At 61.2% G+C, this 20570-nt stretch carries 18 protein-coding genes; 6 read left to right on the forward strand and 12 right to left on the reverse strand.

Annotated elements, in window-relative coordinates; all coding sequences use genetic code 11:
- Window positions 1-80 precede the first annotated feature (80 nt).
- From ABIT12_RS17655 to ABIT12_RS17665, 3 genes are read right to left on the reverse strand one after another with little or no spacing between them, the layout of a single operon-like run.
- Window positions 81-2372, reverse strand: a complete 2292-nt coding sequence (locus tag ABIT12_RS17655) for an LPS assembly protein LptD (RefSeq protein WP_348040536.1) — start codon at window positions 2370-2372, stop codon at window positions 81-83.
- Window positions 2369-3439 carry an LptF/LptG family permease gene (locus tag ABIT12_RS17660; RefSeq protein WP_348040538.1) on the reverse strand — a complete coding sequence of 357 codons (1071 nt, stop codon included), beginning with the start codon at window positions 3437-3439 and terminating at the stop codon, window positions 2369-2371. The genes ABIT12_RS17655 and ABIT12_RS17660 overlap by 4 nt, the downstream gene beginning before the upstream one ends.
- Window positions 3436-4500 carry an LptF/LptG family permease gene (locus tag ABIT12_RS17665; protein WP_348040540.1) on the reverse strand — a complete coding sequence of 355 codons (1065 nt, stop codon included), beginning with the start codon at window positions 4498-4500 and terminating at the stop codon, window positions 3436-3438. The genes ABIT12_RS17660 and ABIT12_RS17665 overlap by 4 nt, the downstream gene beginning before the upstream one ends.
- Window positions 4501-4727: 227 nt before the next feature.
- On the opposite strand from ABIT12_RS17665, the gene ABIT12_RS17670 reads away from it, so the two are divergent.
- Both ABIT12_RS17670 and ABIT12_RS17675 read left to right on the forward strand, forming a co-directional pair.
- Window positions 4728-6218 carry a leucyl aminopeptidase gene (locus ABIT12_RS17670; RefSeq protein WP_348040542.1) on the forward strand — a complete coding sequence of 497 codons (1491 nt, stop codon included), beginning with the start codon at window positions 4728-4730 and terminating at the stop codon, window positions 6216-6218.
- A gap of 35 nt (window positions 6219-6253) precedes the next feature.
- Complete coding sequence (locus ABIT12_RS17675) at window positions 6254-6700, forward strand: DNA polymerase III subunit chi (protein WP_348040544.1); 447 nt, start codon at window positions 6254-6256, stop codon at window positions 6698-6700.
- 9 nt (window positions 6701-6709) lie between these two features.
- Here the strand turns inward: ABIT12_RS17675 and ABIT12_RS17680 are convergent, their stop codons facing one another.
- The 6 genes from ABIT12_RS17680 to ABIT12_RS17705 form a co-directional block, all read right to left on the reverse strand.
- Window positions 6710-7546, reverse strand: coding sequence for a DUF4344 domain-containing metallopeptidase (locus ABIT12_RS17680; protein WP_348040546.1), 837 nt, complete (start codon window positions 7544-7546; stop codon window positions 6710-6712).
- 85 nt (window positions 7547-7631) lie between these two features.
- Window positions 7632-8501 (reverse strand): DUF4344 domain-containing metallopeptidase, encoded by an 870-nt coding sequence (locus tag ABIT12_RS17685; protein ID WP_348040548.1) that lies wholly within the window; start codon window positions 8499-8501, stop codon window positions 7632-7634.
- A 128-nt stretch (window positions 8502-8629) separates the two neighbouring features.
- Window positions 8630-9466, reverse strand: coding sequence for a DUF4344 domain-containing metallopeptidase (locus ABIT12_RS17690; RefSeq protein WP_348040550.1), 837 nt, complete (start codon window positions 9464-9466; stop codon window positions 8630-8632).
- 92 nt (window positions 9467-9558) lie between these two features.
- Window positions 9559-9981 carry a cupin domain-containing protein gene (locus ABIT12_RS17695; RefSeq protein ID WP_348040580.1) on the reverse strand — a complete coding sequence of 141 codons (423 nt, stop codon included), beginning with the start codon at window positions 9979-9981 and terminating at the stop codon, window positions 9559-9561.
- Window positions 9982-9986: 5 nt separating this feature from the next.
- Window positions 9987-11852: an ABC-F family ATP-binding cassette domain-containing protein gene (locus ABIT12_RS17700; protein ID WP_348040552.1), complete on the reverse strand. Its 1866-nt coding sequence runs from the start codon at window positions 11850-11852 to the stop codon at window positions 9987-9989.
- 175 nt (window positions 11853-12027) lie between these two features.
- A complete protein-coding gene (locus ABIT12_RS17705) occupies window positions 12028-12840 on the reverse strand; it encodes a hypothetical protein (protein ID WP_348040554.1) in 813 nt (270 codons plus the stop codon).
- Between the two features lie 223 nt (window positions 12841-13063).
- Between ABIT12_RS17705 and ndk the strand changes: the two genes are divergently transcribed.
- The 3 genes from ndk to ABIT12_RS17720 all read left to right on the forward strand — a co-directional run bounded on the left by ndk (window position 13064) and on the right by ABIT12_RS17720 (window position 16800).
- Complete coding sequence (ndk, locus tag ABIT12_RS17710) at window positions 13064-13486, forward strand: nucleoside-diphosphate kinase (protein WP_348040556.1); 423 nt, start codon at window positions 13064-13066, stop codon at window positions 13484-13486.
- Window positions 13487-13772: 286 nt separating this feature from the next.
- Complete coding sequence (locus ABIT12_RS17715) at window positions 13773-15839, forward strand: DEAD/DEAH box helicase (RefSeq protein ID WP_348040558.1); 2067 nt, start codon at window positions 13773-13775, stop codon at window positions 15837-15839.
- Between the two features lie 67 nt (window positions 15840-15906).
- Window positions 15907-16800 (forward strand): glycosyltransferase family 8 protein, encoded by an 894-nt coding sequence (locus ABIT12_RS17720; RefSeq protein ID WP_348040560.1) that lies wholly within the window; start codon window positions 15907-15909, stop codon window positions 16798-16800.
- A gap of 7 nt (window positions 16801-16807) precedes the next feature.
- Here the strand turns inward: ABIT12_RS17720 and ABIT12_RS17725 are convergent, their stop codons facing one another.
- Window positions 16808-17203, reverse strand: coding sequence for a DUF1801 domain-containing protein (locus ABIT12_RS17725; protein WP_348040562.1), 396 nt, complete (start codon window positions 17201-17203; stop codon window positions 16808-16810).
- A 127-nt stretch (window positions 17204-17330) separates the two neighbouring features.
- Here ABIT12_RS17725 and ABIT12_RS17730 point away from each other — a divergent pair, with 127 nt between their 5' ends.
- The gene (locus tag ABIT12_RS17730; RefSeq protein ID WP_348040564.1) at window positions 17331-18164 is read left to right on the forward strand and encodes an SDR family oxidoreductase; all 834 of its coding nucleotides are present in this window, start codon (window positions 17331-17333) and stop codon (window positions 18162-18164) included.
- Here the strand turns inward: ABIT12_RS17730 and ABIT12_RS17735 are convergent.
- Both ABIT12_RS17735 and ABIT12_RS17740 read right to left on the reverse strand, forming a co-directional pair.
- Window positions 18159-19337, reverse strand: coding sequence for an MFS transporter (locus ABIT12_RS17735; protein ID WP_348040566.1), 1179 nt, complete (start codon window positions 19335-19337; stop codon window positions 18159-18161). The two genes, ABIT12_RS17730 and ABIT12_RS17735, sit on opposite strands and share 6 nt — an antisense overlap.
- A 92-nt stretch (window positions 19338-19429) precedes the next feature.
- Window positions 19430-20290, reverse strand: coding sequence for an EamA family transporter (locus ABIT12_RS17740; RefSeq protein ID WP_348040568.1), 861 nt, complete (start codon window positions 20288-20290; stop codon window positions 19430-19432).
- Between the last annotated feature and the right edge of the window lie 280 nt (window positions 20291-20570).

Here is a 20570-nt window from a genome sequence, read left to right on the forward strand (position 1 = left end):
GTTGTGAGCATCGGGCCCGTGGCCCATTGCGCCGTTCATCGCCGAACAATGCGGCCAAAATCGGAGCAAAACGCAAGTTCCTACTGTCGAGTATAGCCCAGATTGAAGCCGGCTGGCGCCTTGATTTTGAACGAGCCGGTTATCCGTGTTTCGTTCTGGATCGTCGACTTGGTCGCCGCCAGGCCATACTGCAGGTATCCGTCGTCATAGCCCAGGCTGACGCTGCTCTGCAACCAGGCGTTCGCCGACAAATCCCAGGTGGTATTGGTGCCCACGGTCCAGTAGTCAGCGACCTTTGTCCCCACCCCGACATTGATCTCGTGATGGTCCGCCAATACGCCGAGCGCAGCGTTTGCCGCCAGGTAATAATAGTCGGTGCTCAGCGTATAGCCCGCCTCGCTGGTGTAGCTGGCGCTCACACCGGCGCGGGCAACGCGCATGGCACTGGTATCGTACTGAACCTTGCCGCCGGCCTTTAATCCGCCCGAGAACGAGCCATAGGCACCAAGCACGGCATAAGACACGTCCTTGTCCAGTCCCGAACCGTTGCCGGTCCACGCGCCGTCGCCGGCAGCAAAGGCATTGGCGCCCGCGATCTGGAACGACTGCCCGGCAATCACCTCGAGATAGCTGCTATCGGCAAAATCCACCTGGTAGCGCCCGCCAATATTGAGGCGCAATCCGGTTTCCTGCCGGTCGCCGCCGGCAAAGCGGTTGTAGCTGAACAGGTTCGTGTCATCGAACACAAAGCCCTGGGAATCGTCGTTGGTAATGCCCGGGATCGTGGCGTTGGAGCCGCGATAGACCAATTGGGCGATGGGCTCCACCAGATGCACGGTCGATCCGTCGCTGGCCGACATCGGAAACCGTACATCCATCGCCGCGATCGGGGTGGCGCTCCAGAGCGTTGTCGCGCCGGGCAGGATGGCGCTCGTTCCGTCGTAGTAGGCAACGTCGGCTCGTCCACCCAGATAGGGTGTGGCGACGAACCCGCCGGTCCCGATGTACTGGTTCTGCCAACCGCCCTGGAACGAGGCATGGACCTTGTTGCCCGCATAACCGTTCACGTACTTGACGCCGTTCACGGTCGTTACGCTGTCGCTATCGCGGTGAACCCCAAGCAGTCGGCCGGAAAAGTCCACGCGGCCATTGCCGTCATCAAGCTCGGTGACGTGATCGAACCGCACGACGGGCAGGTTCTGACCTTGGACACCCTGTCCGGCGGCCGTAACGTTGCCAAGCAGATTGAACTGCTGCAGGCGCGCGTCGATAAAGGTGTCCTGCGTCAAATATCGCGCATAGACCTGATTGATCGTCGATTTGGCCGTGCTGAGGCGATAGTCGGTCAGATAGGCTGCGTCGGTAAAGGCGGTGTAGGACCAGCCGGCGGTCCAGTTTTCGACCGGGGTGAATTCCCCGGAAGTCTGGATGGCGCCGCGCCAGTCAGCGTCGCCGACGGTGCCGGCAAACGCAGCGCGATCGCCCTGATAAAGGCCCGAGGCCTTGATCTGCATCGCGCCATTGTCGAACCGCTGCACCCATTCCGCTCCCAGCAGAAAGCCTTGGCGGCTCAGCAGGGTGGGGGTAAAAATGATATCCGTGTTGCGCGAGGAAAATGCCCGAAACGGCACTTCCAGCTTCACGCCCATCACTTCGCTATAGTCATAGCTGGGCATCTGCACGTTGGCCAAGGCATCGATGCTGGTATTGGGCAGCCACAGAAACGGCAGCCAGGCCACAGGAATGCCCAGCACATCGAGACGGGGCTGCTCGATATAGAGCGAGCCATCATCGGCATTGCTGGTGATCCGATTGGCGTGAATCGACCAACCGATCCGGCGGCCCTTGTCGTCGATACAATCGCCGCATGGGGAATAGCTGGCATTGGTCAGCAGTGTTTGCAGGGCAGCGTCATAGTCCGCGCTATCGGCGGTAATGCGCGCCCCATCATAGGAGGTGATGGTGAACGCTGCGACCAGAGCCTTTTTCATGCCCCCGGTGATTTCAAGGTTTTCGGTGTCCATCGTATTGCCCGATGGATCGATAACGGTCACCGCGCCCTGAAAATGCACATCATTGGTGAGCCGGTTATACACCAGCTTTTGGCCCTTGATCACATAGCCTTCGTGGCCAAAGATCACGTCGCCCGTGGCGGTAATAAGCCCGGTCTTGGCATCCAGGGCCAGCCCGTCTGCCTCGATGGAGGAGGGGGCATTGGCATTGATGGGCGCATTGAAAAAGTCAGCAGGAACCAGATTACCCGTGGGGATGCTCACCTGCGCCATCGTGGTGGACGTCAGGGCAAGCACCAGCAGTGCGCCGGCAAAACCGCCACGCCAACTCGCCCCAACCTTGTCGCCCCAGACCCTCACGCTTGCCCGTCTTCCTTGTGCAGGAGCACTGTCACGCCGATGACGATGGCCACAAAAGCGGGACCAATTGCTGCAAACGCCGGGTCGAGAACACCGCTAGACCCAGCCCGGTCAGCCATCTCGGTTATCACGAACACCACGAACCCCAGAACAATACCGTAGAGTATCGCTATCCCATATTTATCGGACCTTCGATAACCTGCGGTAAATGCAAATGCAATGAACAGCGATCCGGCCAATACCAGGGGCAGGGCCAGCAGTTTTATCACCCGCATGGCGGCCGCTGTGCGGATGCTGGCATCTGCCACGCCACGCCGCAACAGGTCCGCCAATTCGAAAAATGTCATGTCCTCGGTCGATGACAGTTTGAGGCTGAGTTCGGCCGGTGTGGAACTGGTCGGCAGCCGGTAATTGACCAGCGCGCGGGGCGGCGCGTCGGGTGTGCGGACCACGGCGGTGGGAAACACCCACTCGCGGCCCTCGAGCTTGGCTTCATTGGCCTCGATCCGCTTTTCCGCATCGTCACCAAGGTTGAATACCGTCACCCCGCTGAGCGATGTGCCGCCCGAAGCCATGCCCAATGCCAGGATGATGTAGTGGCTCTCGCCACTCCGCTGCTCCAGCCAGACCTCGCCCGGCGGCGTGAGCAGCGCCACCTCGCCCGGCGGCGTTGGGTTCAGCGAGCGGTTGATCTGCGTGCTGACGGTTTCAAGGCCGATCGATATGACGAGGCTCAGCAGCACAAGGGCGATAACCGGCGCGCGCACGATCCGCCAGATCGAGATGCCGCTGGCCTTGATCACCGTCAGTTCACGGTGGTTCTTCAGATCGATAATGCCCAGGATTGCGCCCATCAGCACCGTCACCGGCAGCGTCTTGATCGTCCAGCGCACGGCGCTGGCCATCACCATCACCACCGCCATCGGCGTCCCCGCCATTTCGGCGACATGGGTGAAGCGCCAGGTGTCGAGAGATTCGATCAGCCCGATGATGCCGTAAAAGATCAGCACCATCACCGCGATACGGCTGCCGACGCGGCGCATCACCAGCCAGTCGATCCGGGTCACGCCGCAACACTCCCCAACGCACGCGGACGCATTTTGAAGACCAGCACGACAGCGCCCACGATGATCATCAGCATCGCCCCGGTGGCTGGTCCAAGCGGGCTATAGGCAGTGACGCCGCGCTCGACGATGCCAAGCGCCAGCACCACGGCTTCCATCGGTATGGCGATGCCGATGCGCCGCCCGGATGGAAAGCCGCTGAAACCCAGCACCAGCATGCAGATTCCGACGACGCGCAGCCCCTCGGCCAACCGCTCGGTCAGTTTCTTGATCAACTCGCTGGACCACACCCCGGTCGCCATCGCCTCGGTAATCAGCGTGACGCTATCGCGGTTCCACATGTCGTCGGTTTGGCCCGCCGGCTGCGTCAACTGCTCTACGCCCAGATCGTAGCGCCCGAATGAGACCTCCGAAAACCGGCCGTCCTCAATGTACTGGATCGAGCCCTGGCGCAGTTCCAGTACGTAACCGTCGACGTCGCGCGAAATGGTGGCGGATTTGGCGATATAGGTGCGCCGCGTCTTCTCGTCGCGCCGATCGTCGGCGAAAAACTCGTTGATTTCGCCGACGCCACTGCGCCCGCCGATCAGCAGCAGCACGCCCGGGGTCACCTGGGTAAACCGCCCCGGCTTCAGCGTGGTGCTCACCAGATCCGCCGCGACGCTGGCCTGCAAGGCTCTGACCTGCTTGGAGGCATAGGGCTCAACGAAGTTGGACATCACCAGCACAGCCAGCACCGATAATGCGCAGACCAGCGCGGTGGCGCGCAGCAGCGCACCCAGCCCATGAGCGGTATGGATGATGTGCAATTCGTGATTGGCCTGCAATGCCTGCAGCGCCCTCGCCAGGCCGATGCCGACGCAGATATACATGAACGCCAGCGCCAGCGGCGGCATCGTCAGCAGACCCTGCCAGGCCAGCGTCAACAGGCCTTGGCCTTTGACCGAAACCACGTCGAACGAGCGCAGGCAATTGATCATCCACAACAAAACACTGACCACCGCGAACAGCAGCAGCGCATCGGTGGCAAACAGCCGCGCCAGGTAAACCGTCAGTCGCTTCATATGACTTTCACGCAATCGGGCCGGTCGGCCGCGATAGGGCGACGCTTCGGCAACTTTGTTGGAGTTCGCCCAAATACTCAAGCGCGCCACCCGCACTCTGGGGTGAGAACTGGTCTATTGCGGGGCGGTGTTGCGGGATTGACGCGCCTGCCAAAGCCAACAATCCTGCTTCATCTGTTTTGCCCCCATGTCGCGCCGGCGAGTCGTTTGCCCAACTAGGCCCATCAATGTCCCAGGAACTTGTGATCCACACCGCGCCGCTGCCGGCCAAACCCGCAGCTCTGGCCATAATCTATGCCGCCGAAAATGCCGCCCCCGCTGGCGCCGGTGCGGCGCTCTGGGCCGCGACCGGGCTGGATTGGGACGCAGTGGCCGATGCGGCGGCCTTCAAGGGCAAGCAGGGGCAGGTGCTCGATCTGATCGCGCCAACCGGCACCGGTTCGCAGCGCCTGATGGTGCTGGGCACCGGCAAGGCCGGATTGACCCCTTTGTCGGCCTGGACCGATCGTGGCGGCTCGCTGCTGGCCAAGATCGCCGCCACCCGCGCGGCGACCATTTCCGTCGTGCTCGATGGTCCCGATGCGACGCCACTGGCCATTGCCGAACTGGCCGCTGGTCTGCGGCTGCGGCACTACCGCTTCGACAAATACAAATCCGTCCGGGCAGAGGAACAGGCTGCCGCCAATCTGACAGTCACGCTCCATGTTGAAAATGTCGCTGCCGCCATCGCAGCGATCGCTGATCGCTTTGCGGTGGTTGAAGGCACCTTGCTTGCCCGCACACTCATCAACGAGCCCGCCAATGTTCTCGGCCCGCTCGAATTCACCCAGCGGGCCTCCGAACTTGCGTCGCTCGGCGTCAACATCGAAGTCCTGAGCCCTGAGCAGATGCAGGCGCTTGGCATGAACTCACTGCTCTGCGTCGCGCAGGGCTCCGAACGGCCCGCTCGCATGGTGATCATGCGCTGGTCTGGCGGCAAGCCGGACGAGGCGCCGTTGGCCTTTGTCGGCAAGGGCGTCGTCTTCGATACTGGCGGCATTTCCATCAAGCCCGCCGCTTCGATGGAGGACATGAAGGGCGACATGGGCGGTGCGGCTGCCGTCACCGGGCTCATGCTGGCGCTGGCCACCCGCAAGGCGCCGGTCAATGTCGTGGGTGTCATCGGTATCGTCGAAAACATGCCCGACGGCAAGGCTGTGCGCCCCGGCGATATTGTCCGCGCCATGTCTGGCACCACCATCGAAGTCATCAATACCGATGCCGAAGGCCGGCTCGTGCTGGCCGATGCGCTCTGGTACACGCAGGACCGCTTCAAGCCCAAATTCATGGTCAATCTGGCAACGCTGACGGGCGCCATCGTCGTGGCACTGGGTCACGATCATGCTGGGCTGTTTTCCAATGACGACACGCTGGCCGCCAACTTGCTCAATGCGGGCCTCACTGCCAATGAGAAGCTCTGGCGCCTGCCGCTTGGCCCGGCCTATGACAAGCTGATCGAAAGCCGCTTTGCCGACATCAAGAACTCCGCCGGCCGTCCGGGTGGCTCGATCCTTGCCGCCCAGTTCCTGCAGCGCTTCGTCAATGGCGTGCCCTGGGCGCATCTCGATATTGCCGGCACCGCTTTTGGCACGGCGCCAACCGAAATCAACAGCTCCTGGGCCTCGGGTTTCGGTGTCGCCTTGCTTGATCGGCTGGTGCGGGACTATTACCAGAACTGATCTCCCGGTTGCTGCCGGATCGACGGGGTAATGCCGTGACCGATGTTCTGTTTTATCACCTCGAGCAGCGCCCGCTGGAAGCGGTGATCCCGCAACTGCTGGAAAAGACGTTGGAACGCGGTTGGCGTGCTGTCATCGAAACCGGCAGCACTGAGCGTGCCGAGGCGCTGGATGCCCATTTATGGACCTACCGCGACGATAGCTTTCTCGCCCATGGGCTGGCTGGCAGCAGTGCTGATGCGCTGCAACCGGTCCTGATCACCACCGGCTCCGAAAATCCCAACGCCGCCAATGTGCGGTTTTTCGTCGATCGCGCCGTCCCGCAGACCGCCGAGGGCTATGAGCGGATCGTCTATCTGTTTTCCGGGCACGATCCCGACGCGGTCAGCGAAGCCCGAATTGCCTGGAAAGCCTTGCTACCCGGCAATACTGTGACTTACTGGCAGCAGGACGCGTCCGGCAAATGGACCAAAAAGGCCTGATCAATCAATCTATTCTGCCTCGTCATCTTCTCCCGCCCCGGCATCGTCCTCGGCCATGCCATTGCTGAGGTAAAGCTCTGCCAGGTGCCGGATGAACTCATAACAAAAGGTCAGGGTTGAATCCCCGCTGCTGTAAAAGGCATTGGCTGTCCCGCATTGCGTTGCCTTGAACTGCAGGTCGCGCGGCAGCAGATAGTTTTCGCTGACCACCTGTGCCGCATAGTCGAGAAACTGGTCGGCCTGCATCGCCTCCATCTCGGCGGTGTAGTCGCCCGGGTCTTCGTAGGTCACCGTGATCGTGCCGACAAGCTCGCGGTCACCGAGCTTGTTTGGCTCCAGCACGCTTGCCCAACTGGCCGAACTCTGCCGATAGATATCGCCGCATTTCTGCTGCCGGTCGGCATCCAGACCGTAATCGGTGGCGATCTGGGCATAATATTCCGGCGAATTGCCTACCATCAGGCAGACGATGGAAAATGCGCGCTGTTTGTCGAGGCTATGCTCGTCGATCAGCGTTGCGTCGTCGGGCGGGTTGTCGCCGTTGAATGGCGACAGATACCACGCTTGAGCGGCGTCATAGAGCACCTGATCGGCAAAATCCTCGCCGCCTTCCAGCAGCATCAGCGTCGCAATATTGTCCGCCGTGTCTTCGTTCTTGCCGAGCACCGGCAGCCCGAATTCGGCGACAAACAGGTGGCCGATCTCGTGATACAGCACCTGCGTTGCCGAGCTGATGGCAAAATCCATCGCCTGCCCGCGCTGCGCGTCAGTATAGTCCTGCGCCAGCACATGGCCGGACGAACACAACAATATTCCGCCCAGCAGGGCGGCTAGAATACGGGTCATGGTCAGCGGTCCGGCGGTTGGTCGTTGATAAATGATGTCCGGTAGCGGGCCGGTTCTGGCAAATGATCGAGGCGCAACGGACCGTCTAGCCGCCCTTGCTGCCAGCAGTGCGGCTCGGCGGTGGCGCAACGCCGCCAACAGTCATCGACGGCAGGATATCGTTGATAAACAGATCATAGCGGTCGCTGGTCAGCGCGTAGCAATAGGTAATCTGACCGCTTTCCGGGTCATACCAGGCATTGGGCTCGTCACATTGCATGCCCACGAACTTGAGGTCCCGTGGCAGGTTGAAGCGGCTCGAAATCAGTGTCGCCGCCTTTTCCAGCACCTGCCGCTTCTTCAGCTCAGCCTCGAACTGTTCCGAGCCCTTGGCCGCATTTTCGTGGGATACGGTAATTTTCTTGCCGGGCTTGTCGGTGGCATAGGCATCGGCCAGCACCACGTCCCACGATTGCGAAGCCTGGTCGTAAGTGCCTTGGCAGGCCTCTTGCTGTTCGGGATCGATATCGAAACTATCTGCGGTTTCGCCGAAGGTTTCCGGCTCCGCGCCAACCATCATGCAGACTTCGGCATAGGCGCGCTGGATATCGAGGCTATGCTCGTCGTAATAGGCGAAATCATCCACACCCGAGCCGGTCGATTTGACCGCATCGAAATACCAGCCATTGGCAGAGTCTATCAGCGCGTTAGCGGATTCGTCGGGATTGGCTTCATCGGTTAGCATTAGGATAACCGCGAGCGCATCTGCAGCGTCTTCTTCCTTGCCCAATACCGGCAGACCGAATTCGCCCACCAGCAGATGTCCGATCTCATGATAAAGCGTGAACTCCGCGTCATGCATCGCGAAGTCCATCGCGTCCTTTTTGTTCTGATCGGTAAGTTTGGCAGCATGCGCTGTGCCTACCAGCGCTGCGCAGCAAAGAACCGACGCCATCATTGCGCGTAATAACGTCATCGATATTGCCCCCAAAATCGATTGTCTGATGATCCCGCCAGAGCGGCAGGCGAGCCACTGTATTCGCTCGGCGTCTTTTGTATAGCGCCGCCGCTGCCTCGCGGCAAAGAATAGTGCCGCGGCAGAATTTATTGTTGTCCGGGGCCGCCGTGACGCTGGCCGGGATGGGCTACATTTCCGAGGCCATCTTCGTTATACAGTGTGACGAAATCGTCCATCAGCTCGTAGCAGTAGATGATTTCGATCGTGTCTGGATCGTAGAAAGCATTGGCTTCACCGCACCGCTTTGCATTGAAAGCAATTGGCCGACGCAGGTGGTAATTCTGCCGGAGTTCTTCGGCCACCTGGTCGAACACACCGCTGGCCCGGAAGGCGGAGGCGGCCTTTTGCAAATCACCTGAAACATCGTGATAGGTCACGGTGACCTGGCTCGGACCCTTGATTTTGCTGACGCGACTGTCGAACAGGCCCTTGAGGCTGCGGTTTACGGTGCGGTAGTCGTCGTGGCAGGTGTCCTGCCGATCCTCGTCCAGCTTGTATTCGTCGGCCGCTTTCTTGAATTTGGTGTCGTCGGCACCCACCATCAGGCAGACGATCTGGTAGGCGCGCTGCCGGTCCAGGCTGTGGGCGGCGTAAAAATCGCTCTCGTCGCCGCCGCTGTTATAGGCAATGCCGCTCAGCACCCAGCCATAAGCTGCGTCTTCCAGCGCTGCGTCGGCCTCGGGGGTGCCCTTGTTGAGCAGGGTCCAGGTCGCCATGTTGTCGGCCGCGTCTTCTTCGCGCCCCAGCACCGGCAGGCTCATCTGGTCGATCAGCAGGTGCCCCACTTCGTGATAGAGCACGAACAGGCTGTTATTGGCGGCAAATTTGTTGGCTTCGGCGCGTTGACGTTTGGAGAGGGGGGCGGCCTCGGCCATGCCCGTCAAGGCAAGCGCCATCGCCACGACTGTTAAAACCAACCGCACGCGCAAGCTCAGCATGACCAGCTTTCGGGAACTATTTCGTCCCCAGCAAAGTGGAATGCTGGTCCGCTGTCAACAGAGCCGCATAGTGCCGGTTAATTGCCGGCGGGCGCCCAGCCCTTTGGCGCCATTTCAAAGCCGGAGAACTGGAAGCCGGGGGCCACGGTGCAGCCGACCAAAGTCCATTCACCTGTGCTGCGCGCCGATTGCCAGGCCGATCTGGGCACCACAAGCTGGGGTCGCTGTCCCTCGTCGAGCAGGGGGCCAAGCACGTGCGGGTCAAGGCTGGTTCCATCCGACAGCGTCAATTGCAGCGGGGCCCCCGCATAATAATGCCAGACTTCGACCGCATCCACCCGGTGCCAATGCGAAACTTCATGCCCTTCAAGCAGGTAGTAGATCGCCGTCGAATGCGCACGTCCGCCCATTTTCGCGCCGTCCTCGAAGGTCTGGACATACCAGCCTCCTTCGGGATGACGCTCGAGGCCGAGCGTAAAAATCACATCCTTGGCCGTCAGACCACTCATGCGCGTTCGGCTTCTTCCAGATTGGAACTCAGGGTCAGCCAGCTCTCTTCGAGAGTGTCGAGCTCGGCGCTAAAGCGGGACTTGTCTTTGCCCAGGGCAATCAGCTTGTCCGCCGCACCGTTGTAAATCTTCGGATCGTCCAATTGGTTCTGGATTTTTCCGATTTCCACCTTCAAACGGGCAATCTTGGTTTCTGCATCCTTAATCGATTGCTTGAGTGGCGCGATGGCCTCGCGCCGCGCCGCGGCTTCCGCCTTGGCGGCCTTGCGATCATCCTTGCTCATCGACGGCCCGCGATCCTTGCCGCCGGTGATCGAGCGCTGGTAGCTGTCCAGATCTTCGTCCAGCACCTTGATCGTGCCGCCTTCGGCGATCCACAGCGTGTCACAGGTCGCCTCGACCAGATGCCGATCATGGCTGATGATCAGCACGGCACCTTCATAGTCGTTGAGCGCATGCACCAGCGCATCGCGGCTATCGATATCGAGATGGTTGGTCGGCTCGTCCAGGATCATCATTCCCGGACCCGAGAATGTAATCAGCCCCATCAGCAGGCGGGCGCGCTCGCCACCGGACAGGTTCTTGGCCAGCGTATCCATGCGCGATTTGGTCAGGCCCATCTGCGACAGGCGCGAGCGACGCTTGGCCTCGCTGTCGGTCGGCATCAGCTCGACCACATGCTCGAACGGTGTCCAATCCGGCTTCAGCTTGTCCATCTGGTGCTGCGCGAAGTGCGCAATCTCAAGCTTCTTGCCCTTGTTGAAGGTACCGCCCATCGGCTTGATGTCGCCAGCCAGCAGCTTGGCAAAGGTCGATTTGCCGTTGCCGTTTACCCCGATCAGCGCGATGCGGTCTTCCGGATCGATGCGCATGTTGATGTTGCGCAGAATGGTCTTGTCGCCATAGCCAGCCGATACGCCATCGAGCGAAATCATCGGCGTTGCCGCCTCGGCCTTGGGCTGCTGGAAGGTGAACGGCGACGAATATTCGTCGAACATCGCTGCCGGCGGCTTCAGCTTTTCGATCATCTTCATGCGCGATTGCGCCTGCTTGGCCTTGGAGGCCTTGGCCTTGAAGCGATCAACGAACTTTTGCAGATGCGCCACCTGGTCCAGCGCCTTGTCGCGGCTCTTGTTGTTGAGCTCCATCTGCATGCGGCGCGTCGTTTCGAACGTGTCGTAATTGCCTTTGTAAAAGGTCAGCTTCTTGTGTTCGAGATGAATGATCGAGGAGACCGACTTGTTCAGCAGGTCGCGATCATGGCTGATCATGAACACCGTATAGGGATAGGTGGCGAGATACTTCTCCAGCCACAACGTGCCCTCCAGATCGAGATAGTTGGTCGGCTCGTCCAGCAGCAGCAGGTCAGGCTGGGCAAACAGCACGCCCGCCAGCGCCACGCGCATCCGCCAACCACCCGACAGCTCATGCGTCGGCGAATTCTGCCGGTCTTGCTCGAACCCCAGGCCCTTCAGAATGGTCGAAGCCCGCGCCTCGGCAGTATGAGCGTCGATATCGGCCAGCCGCGTATAGATTTCCGAAATCCGGTCGGCGTCGGTCACTGTCTCGGCCTCTGCCATCAGCGCCGTGCGCTCGACGTCTGCGGCCAACACCACTTCGAGCACGGTCACATCGCTGGCCGGCGCTTCCTGCGCCACAGCGCCAATCCGCGCCTTTTTGTTCAGCTCGATGCTGCCGGCATCAGGATGCAGGTGGTCCTGGATCAGATGAAACAGCGTCGTCTTTCCTGTCCCGTTCTTGCCCACGAACCCGGTCTTGCTGCCGGTCGGCAGCACCACCGACGCGCCGTCAAACAGCTCCCGACCCTGAATGCGATAGACGAGATTATTGATGTTGAGCATGGCGCGGACAATTCGAAACAGAGATCAGGAATAGGTGGGGGGAGGGCGCGGAAAAACCAGGGCCGCGCACGTCACACCGCTGCAAACCTGCTGGATAGAGTTAAGCGAGGGTAATGGCAACCGTCAGTGGGGCATGGCAGCTTCCATTCGGTCGCGGCTATGGCCCAAATGCCAACTAATCCGCGTTGACCGCTGCCGCCAGTGCCGCACGCTCCGGTTCGGTGAAATCCACCCGCTCAAGCGCAGCATCGAGGATCATCAGCATGCCGCCCTGCCTGGGAACAGCGCCCAGCACTACCGTTTTCTTGCCATCCGTTCCCAGAACGAACGGCCGTTCCTTGCGCTTGAAGCCGCTATGTGCGTTCTGAAACTTCTTGCCGTCCAGCGTGTATTTGACCGTATAGGTTGTGCCCATCAGGCCAAAGAACAGCTTGCGGGCCAGGCTCACCGTTGCCGGTACCGGCACCAGTTCGACCGCATCCTGCAGTTTGCGCGAAAACCGAGCCGTCCGAATGGCGGCCAGCAACAGCGCAACGCCACCCGCCAGCAGCAACAGCCCCACCACGACTGACACAATCACCCGGTTCCAGAGCATATCCAGCCCCAGGCTCAGCGTTGCCATGCTCGGATGGCTAGAGGAGCGCATCACGCTCACTTCGTAATCGCTGGTGCTGAAGTCGACAAAGAGATAGCGCAGCGATGCCTGCACATGCTTGCCCTTAATCTCGTAGGAGATATCCGCGCTGCAATCGGTGAAAAAGCCACGATAGGTCGAGCACTCCCCATTACTGATATCCGCCTCGGGCACCTCAACCGCATCCGCCTTGATGATGAAGTCGCGAACCAGGTTGGGACCAACCCAGATCGCGCCGCCGATCAGCAGGGCCAGCATCAGCAGTGCCAGAAAGAACTGGCCGCGTGCCGGCGGAATTCCGCTCCTGCTGACGCGCAGGGGGCGTTGCGGAAACGCTGCGAGTATCTTTTCCATATCGGTTCCTGATGCTTGGTGACTGGCTGCGACTCCGAAGGACGTCGGTAACGCCGGCGAGGTTTAGCCGGTTCAAATTACCGGGGGCAATATCGGGGCAGTCAGTGCCGGCATTATCGCAGGGCAATGTTGCGCTGCCGCCCGTCTTGCCTCCGTCGCAGACTGCCGCTACAAGGCGCAACCTTTCGGACAAGACCGATCAGATCAATCAAGGACCAGATCAATGGCTCTCGAGCGCACTTTTTCTATCATCAAGCCAGACGCCACCCGCCGCAATCTCACGGGCAAGATCATTGCCAAGTTCGAAGATGCCGGCCTGCGCGTCGTTGCTTCCAAGCGCATCCACATGACCCGCGCCCAGGCCGAAGGCTTTTACGGCGTCCACAAGGATCGTCCGTTCTTCGGCGAACTCGTCGGTCAGATGATTGCTGAGCCAGTGGTCATCCAGGTTCTGGAAGGCGAAGGCGCCATCCTCAAGAACCGTGAAATCATGGGCGCGACCAACCCGGCCAATGCTGCTGACGGCACCATCCGCAAGGAATTCGCCCTCTCGATCGGCGAAAACTCGGTGCACGGTTCGGACGCTCCCGAAACCGCTGCTCAGGAAATCAAGTTCTTCTTCAACGACGACGAAATCGTTGGGTGAGAACCGACGGCTGGCATTTGCCAGCCGGCAATTTGCTCCGGTGGAGCAAATTGAGGTCCGAACGCCCTGAGCTCTGCGAAGGGCGGGACTGAAAGACCGGTTAATCTCGGTGTCATACCGGCGAAGGCCGGTATCCAGCTGGAAATGTCAGGATGGACCCCGGCCTTCGCCGGGGTGACACGGTGGGTGTTGCACCCAGAAGACCCTGCCATTGGTAGGCCGCCCGCCGGGCGGCCTTTTTGCTTATCTGTGCTATAAGGCACATTCCCAAATCGAAAGACTGACATTGTCCCTGCCTGAAACCATTGTTGCCCCGCTCGCCCGTGCCCTCGCTGCCAAGGGGTATGAAACGCTGACGGCGGTGCAAAGCGCCGTCATCGCCGATGAAGCGGACGGGCAGGACCTGCTGGTTTCCGCCCAGACCGGCTCGGGCAAGACCGTGGCGTTCGGCATGGCCATCGCGCCGACACTGTTGCAGGGCGCCGATCATTTCGATCGCGCTGGTGCGCCCTTGGCGCTGATCATCGCGCCGACCCGCGAACTGGCATTGCAGGTGCAGCGCGAACTCGATTGGCTCTATGCCGAAACCGGCGCCAAGACCGCATCCTGCGTCGGCGGCATGGACCAGCGCACCGAGCGTCGCGCCCTGGAACGCGGCGCCCAGATCGTCGTTGGCACCCCCGGCCGCCTGCGTGATCACATCACGCGCGGCGCACTCGATATGTCGGCCCTCCGCGCCGTCATCCTCGATGAAGCCGATGAAATGCTCGATCTCGGCTTCCGTGAAGATCTTGAATTCATCCTCGATGCCGCGCCCGCCGAACGCCGCACCCTGCTGTTCTCTGCGACCGTGCCAAAGCCGATTGCCGCGCTGGCAAAGACCTTCCAGAAGGACGCGCTGCGCATCTCGGCCACCAATGCTGCCGAACAGCACGCCGATATCGACTATAAAATGGTGCTGATCCCCGCAGCAGAGCGCGAAAACGCCATCATCAATACCCTGCTGTTTTTCGATAGCGCCAACACCCTGGTGTTTGCCTCGACCCGTGAAGGCGTCAAACACCTATCCGCCCGCCTGCACAATCGCGGCTTCGAGGTCGTGACCCTGTCCGGCGAACTCAGCCAGGCCGAACGCACCAACGCACTGCAATCCATGCGCGATGGCCGTGCCCGCATCTGCGTCGCCACTGACGTGGCCGCCCGCGGTATCGATCTGCCCAATCTCGACCTCGTCATCCACGCCGATATGCCGTCCAATCCCGATACGCTGCTGCACCGTTCGGGCCGCACCGGCCGGGCAGGGCGCAAGGGCACTTGTGTGCTGATCGTGCCAATGCACCGCCGCAATGCCGTGCAGCGCGTGCTCAAGCTGGCCAAGCTCGACGTCTCCTATATGGCCGCGCCCACCGCCGAGGACATCGAAGCCCGCTATCGCCAGTCGATCTTGACCGCGCCATCGCTGAGCCAGGCGCCGACCGAAGAAGAAACCGCCTTCGTTGCCGAACTGATGGCGCTGCATTCCGCCGAAGCCATTGCTGCCGCCTATCTGCGCCAGCAGATTGCCGCGCGCCCAGCGCCCGAAGAACTCTCCGAAAACACCGCGCCAGATAAGCCGGGCCCAAGCGATCCGCGCGAAAAGGCCCGCTTTGAAAACGGTGTCTGGTTCCGCGTCTCGGTTGGCCGCAAGCATCGCGCCGAACCGCGCTGGTTGCTGCCAATGCTGTGCAAGGCCGGCGGGGTCACCAAGACCGCCGTGGGCTCGATCCGCATTCTGGAAAACGAAACCCAGTTCGAAATCGCCACCAACAAGGCCCAGGCCTTCGCGGCGTCGATTGCCCAGAACGGCTCTGGCGAACGCGGCGTTAGCATCACGACCATCGAAGGCGCCGGCGAAGGCTATCGTCCACCGAGCGGTCGCCCGCAGGGTGAGGGCCGCATGGACACCGGCGATCGCGCCGCCGCGCAGCGCCGCACCCGCGCCGATACTGCCGATGACGCGCCCCGCGCCTTTCCGCCGGCCGCCCGTCGCCCCGAAGGCCCGATCGAACGCTACGATCCTGCGGCGCCCCGTCCGGAACGCGCTGATCGTGCCACCCGCTACGATCCTGCCGCAGAACGCCCCGAATACGTGCGCCCGGCTACAGACAAGCCGCGCGCGCCAAAGGTCGATTACGACAAGCCCCGCGCCCCGCGCGCTGATTTTGACAAGCCCCGTGCTCCAAAAGCTAGCCCCAAGGACAAGGGCAAGCCAAAGTGGAAAGACAAGGCCACAGTTGCCGCTGCACCCGCAGCCAAGAAGGACAAGGTCTATAAGCCCAAGGACCATAAGGCCAAGCGTAAGCCGCAAATCTAAATTGACCCGGCCGGGCACCCTGTGCCCGGCCTTCATCTTGCCAGAACAGCGAACCAGCAGCCGATAGATGAGCGCAGATTTCGTGCCCGAGCAGCCAAGCGATTCGATCCATATCGCCCTGACATTTGACGATAATTTTTGGGCACCGACCTACGCGACCATGCGTGGCATCTGCGCCACGACGTCGCTGCGCCAGACCATCCATTTTCACCTGATCCACACGGCAATTTCGGACCAGCACGCTGAGCGCCTGCGTTCAATTCACGCCGAGTACGGCTCAACAGTCCAGTTTTACGACATCAGCCGTGATGCGGCGTTGAATGCCAAAATCCAGGCCTTTCCCAAGATCCGGTCGCGCAACCTGAACACCATCGTCTATGCCCGGCTGTTCCTGTGCGACATCGTTCCGGCCAGCGTCGAAAAGCTGATCTATATCGATGGCGATATCCTGGTCCGCGTGCCGATCGAGCAATTCTACACCATTGACCTGGGCGGCAACGCCATTGCCGCCGCCAACTGCCCGCACCGGGTCATGTTTCAGTCGCAGCGCGATCTGGTCCCCAAGGCCTATTTCCGCACCGAAGATCCGTACTTCAACGCCGGCTTTCTGCTGATCGATACCAAAAAATTCCGGGCGCTGGATTTTGCTGCTATCGTCGAAGCCAGGGTCGCGCCCAACCAGCGCCAAAATCTCTATTACGATCAGGACATTCTCAACATCGCCCTGCGCGGCAACTGCAAGCTTCTCGACACCAGTTGGAACTTCCAGAATCCGCTGATCATCCACGAATCCTTTGACCCCAAGATCGTGCACTACACCGGCAAGAACAAACCGTGGCGCCTGTTCTCGTCCCCGGCCTTCAAGCGGCAATACCGGCACACCATGAAGAATGACGTCTACTATCAGTTCGCCAGGGAGCGGATAGCCCGCCGGATCAAGCGGTTACTGCGGCTCGCTTGACCGCCCGTCAGCCGGTCTTCTTGCGCAAATGATATGTCAGTGCCAGCGCCACGATGTGCCGCAGCGCCGCCTCATCGGCATCTGGCTCCACCACCACCGCTCGCGTGCCCTGATACTCAAACCCACCGGGATAAAGCGCCCGGTATCGATCCACCAGATCGGTCTGGCAGTTCACATAAATCGCCGGCTTTCCCGAGGCCGCATCGGTATCGATCCGCACGGTCGTGCCGCTTTTGGTCTGCGGGGTCAGATAGCTGACCTGACCCCATTTCAGCGTTTCCTCCAGCGCCCCGACGCCCGGCGTCGCCACCGCAGTCGCCAGGATCATCTCGCGCAGACCCAGCAATCGCTGGCGCTGCGCCTCTGGATAGCCCTCGAAAACTGCTGCAACTGCCTCGTTCATCGGCTCCCCCGCATTCGCTGCACTATCGTTATGCCGACGCAGGCGGTCAACGGCCTGGCCCGCCCTTGCATGGCCTTATTGTTTCCGCACAGAGACGCCACCCTCTCGTCGACGGACCAGGACATTCATGCCGCAGCCCCCAATCGTTATCACCGGCGCCTCGACCGGCATGGGCAAGGCCGCCGCGCTGCAATTGGCCCATGCCGGCCATCCGCTGGTGCTGATCCTGCGCGAAGGCCAGAAGGGCCGCGATGCCCATGCCGAAATCGTGCAGCGCTCCGGCAACCGTGCCGTCGAACTCGAACCTGCCGATCTGTCGTCACAGGCGGAAATCCACCGCGCGGTGGACCACATTCTGCAAAAGCACAACCGCATCGGCGTGCTGCTCAACAATGCCGGGGCCGAATTCAAACAGCGCCAGCTGTCTGTCGATGGCATCGAAATGACCTTTGCCGTCAACCAGATGGCGCCGTTTCTGCTCACCCATCTGTTTTACAACGCGCTCAAGGCCCATGGTGCTGCCCGTGTCGTCACCACCGCGTCGAGCCTGCAGTTTCCCTTCGATCTGGCAGATTACAACCGCGAAAAATCCTACGATGGCATCAAGGTCTATGGCCAGTCCAAGCTGGCCAACATCCAGTTCACCCTGGCCTTGGCCCGCCGCCTCGAAGGCACCGGCATCACCGCCAATTGCCTGGCGCCCGGCATTGTCCGCACCGAATTGTTCCGCCAATCGCGCGGCATCAACGGCCTGGTCTTCGGCCCGCTCGGCCGATTGTTCATGGATAGCCCCGACAAGGCCGCCCGCAAGATTGTGCGGCTCGCGCTCGACCCAACGCTCGACAAGGTTTCCGGCATCTATTTCGCCAAGGACCGTCCCGCCAAGGCAATTCCCGCCGCCTATGACGAAGAGGCTAGCCACGGCCTGTGGCGGCTCTGCGAGCGGCTTGGCGGCCTATAGCAGCTGTGCTGGCCGGCGCAGGTATTTGAGGTTGCCCGCCAGCATCACCAGTCCGCCAGCCACCGCCGTCCCCGCCGCGATCAGCAGCACCGGCGTATAATTATTGGCCACGGCAAACGCCCCGAAGATAGCGGCGCCCACCAGCGTGCTGGCAATTCCGATCACGTCCATCAGCGATGTCGAAAGCCCCAGGCGCCCTTTGATCGCGTCCTGCACATAGCTAATGGTTATCGACAGCAGCGCCGAACTGGCAATGCCGTTCAACCCCTGCAGCCAGAACACCTCGGTCACGCTGGTCGCCCGGGCGACGAGGAAAATATAAACGCCCAGCAGGATGGCGTTGAAAATGATGATCGCCTCGCGCGAAACCTTCCCCGCCAGATACCCCCATCCCAGCATGAAAGGAATTTCCAGCAGCGCCGCGATCCCGGCATAAAGCCCCACATCAGCCAGGGTGCCGCCCATGCTTGAAATGATCGACAGCGGAATGGCAATGCCCACCAGCCGCATTGCCAGCTTGGCCAGGAATACCCCGGCAATGCCAGTCAAAATCCCAACCGGCAGCGGCCCGCGCACCGCACCCTTTTCCTTCTTGATGATCGGCATGGGTGCTACCCGTGTCGCCGGGCTGAGCATCATCACCGCAAAGATCACCCCGCAGGTAGCATAGGCAATGCTGGTGGCCAGATAGACGTCGAACACCGAATAGATCGCCGCAATCGCGCCCGCCACTGGTGGCACCACCACCCATGACATCGAAAAGATCGTCCGGTTCAGTGACAGTAAGAACTGGCTGCGCCGCGGAAACCGATCGTCGGCATAGGCGCGCAGATAGGCAAAGCTCTGCGAAAAGATCGACACCGCCAGCGGCACGAACACCACCAGCAGGGCGGTGAACATCAGCGGCGTGCGCCACACGTAAAGCAAGCCATAGCCAATAGAACCCATCACCGAAGCCGACAGCACCAGCCAGCGCCGATCGTTCAAGCGGTCCGAGATATAGCCCTGCAATACCGACACGATGGCGCTCACAATCGAGCCAACCGAGAGCACTGCGGCATAGTGGGGCGGGGACATGTGCAGCAACTCGATGCCCACGATCGCGCCATAGGGAATGGTCGTGGCGAATGTCACCCCGGAAATGAAGATGCTGACCGCCAGAAGCGTTGTCACCGGTAATCTGCTGGAGGACGACACGTCAACTCTCCGAGTTTGGCGATCCCCTCTAGGTCATCCCCCTGAGTCCGTAAATCGGTAATGTCACCTCAATTGACCGCTTCCTCGATCACCCCGCGCCCGGAGGCCAGCGCGCTGCCGGCGCAGGCTCCGGCAATGGCGACGATCCCCAGCCACTGCACCAGCGTCAACGCCTCATGCAGCACGAAAAATCCCGCCAGCGCGCTCACCGCCGGCGATGCGCTCATCATCACTCCGAATACTTTCGTGGGCAGGCGCTTGAGCGCATAAATGTCCAGCAAATATGGGACCGCGCTTGACATGACGGCCACCAGCAGCCCAACCGACAAAGCCTGCGACGACAGTAGTTCCGTCCCCGCCCGGCTGGCCCCCAGCGGCACCACGATCACCGCCGCCGCGACCATACCGGCCGAAACGCTACGCATGCCGCCAGACGCCACGCGTGCGCCCAGCGTCACATAGGTCGCCCAACACGCCCCCGCCGTCAGCGCAAAGCCCACCCCGCGCCAGTCGAGCCCGCCGGTCACCGAGCCCAGCGGCAATAGCGCCAGTCCCACGGCGGCCAATGCGATCCAGGCAAAATCCAGCCGCTTCCGCGATCCCAGCAGCGCCAGCACCAGCGGCCCGGTTACCTCGATGGAAATGGCCACGCCGAGCGGAATGTAGGCGAACGCCTGATAGATCAGCACATTCATCAGCCCCAGCATCAGCCCGTAGCCGATCAGCGCCGGCCATTGCTCGCGCGTCAGCCGCAATTTCCACGGCTGCAGGAACAGCGCCAGCAGCAGTGCCGAAATCGCCACGCGCAATGCTGCCACCCCTTCCGGGCCGACCAGCGGAAACAGCCCCTTGGCAAAGGCTGCTCCAACCTGCACTGAAATCAGCCCGCCAAACGCCGCCAAAGGGGGCAGGGCGCTGTTGTTGCTCATCAATTATCCTGAAATCAACCACTACATCGGCAAAGCCGGACCATGCCACGAGTCTGTATCGCCGCGCCGCAAATGTCGCGATGCCCTGCCGGACCATCTGCTGGTCCACCAACACACTTCACCTCTGGGGCCGATTACCCTATCTAGAGGCCGACCGGGACGCCCCGGAGTCTTTAAACCATTTCGGCCGGGACGACCCGCCACCAAGGAGCAATCCCATGGCATGGGTCTATCTTGTTATCGCTGGCCTGTTTGAAATGGCCTGGGCCATAGGCCTCAA

The sequence above is a fragment of the Devosia sp. genome (assembly GCF_039927955.1).
GTDB lineage: Bacteria > Pseudomonadota > Alphaproteobacteria > Rhizobiales > Devosiaceae > Devosia.

What these genes read in the sequence shown, in the direction of transcription:
- ABIT12_RS17730 (WP_348040564.1), top strand. Translation starts at nt 17,331, where the DNA reads ATGCCGCAGCCCCCAATCGTTATCACCGGCGCCTCGACCGGCATGGGC.
- ABIT12_RS17670 (WP_348040542.1), top strand. Translation starts at nt 4,728, where the DNA reads ATGTCCCAGGAACTTGTGATCCACACCGCGCCGCTGCCGGCCAAACCC.
- ABIT12_RS17720 (WP_348040560.1), top strand. Translation starts at nt 15,907, where the DNA reads ATGAGCGCAGATTTCGTGCCCGAGCAGCCAAGCGATTCGATCCATATC.
- ABIT12_RS17665 (WP_348040540.1), bottom strand. Translation starts at nt 4,500, where the DNA reads ATGAAGCGACTGACGGTTTACCTGGCGCGGCTGTTTGCCACCGATGCG.
- ABIT12_RS17725 (WP_348040562.1), bottom strand. Translation starts at nt 17,203, where the DNA reads ATGAACGAGGCAGTTGCAGCAGTTTTCGAGGGCTATCCAGAGGCGCAG.
- ABIT12_RS17680 (WP_348040546.1), bottom strand. Translation starts at nt 7,546, where the DNA reads ATGACCCGTATTCTAGCCGCCCTGCTGGGCGGAATATTGTTGTGTTCG.
- ndk (WP_348040556.1), top strand. Translation starts at nt 13,064, where the DNA reads ATGGCTCTCGAGCGCACTTTTTCTATCATCAAGCCAGACGCCACCCGC.
- ABIT12_RS17705 (WP_348040554.1), bottom strand. Translation starts at nt 12,840, where the DNA reads ATGGAAAAGATACTCGCAGCGTTTCCGCAACGCCCCCTGCGCGTCAGC.
- ABIT12_RS17700 (WP_348040552.1), bottom strand. Translation starts at nt 11,852, where the DNA reads ATGCTCAACATCAATAATCTCGTCTATCGCATTCAGGGTCGGGAGCTG.
- ABIT12_RS17740 (WP_348040568.1), bottom strand. Translation starts at nt 20,290, where the DNA reads ATGAGCAACAACAGCGCCCTGCCCCCTTTGGCGGCGTTTGGCGGGCTG.
- ABIT12_RS17685 (WP_348040548.1), bottom strand. Translation starts at nt 8,501, where the DNA reads ATGACGTTATTACGCGCAATGATGGCGTCGGTTCTTTGCTGCGCAGCG.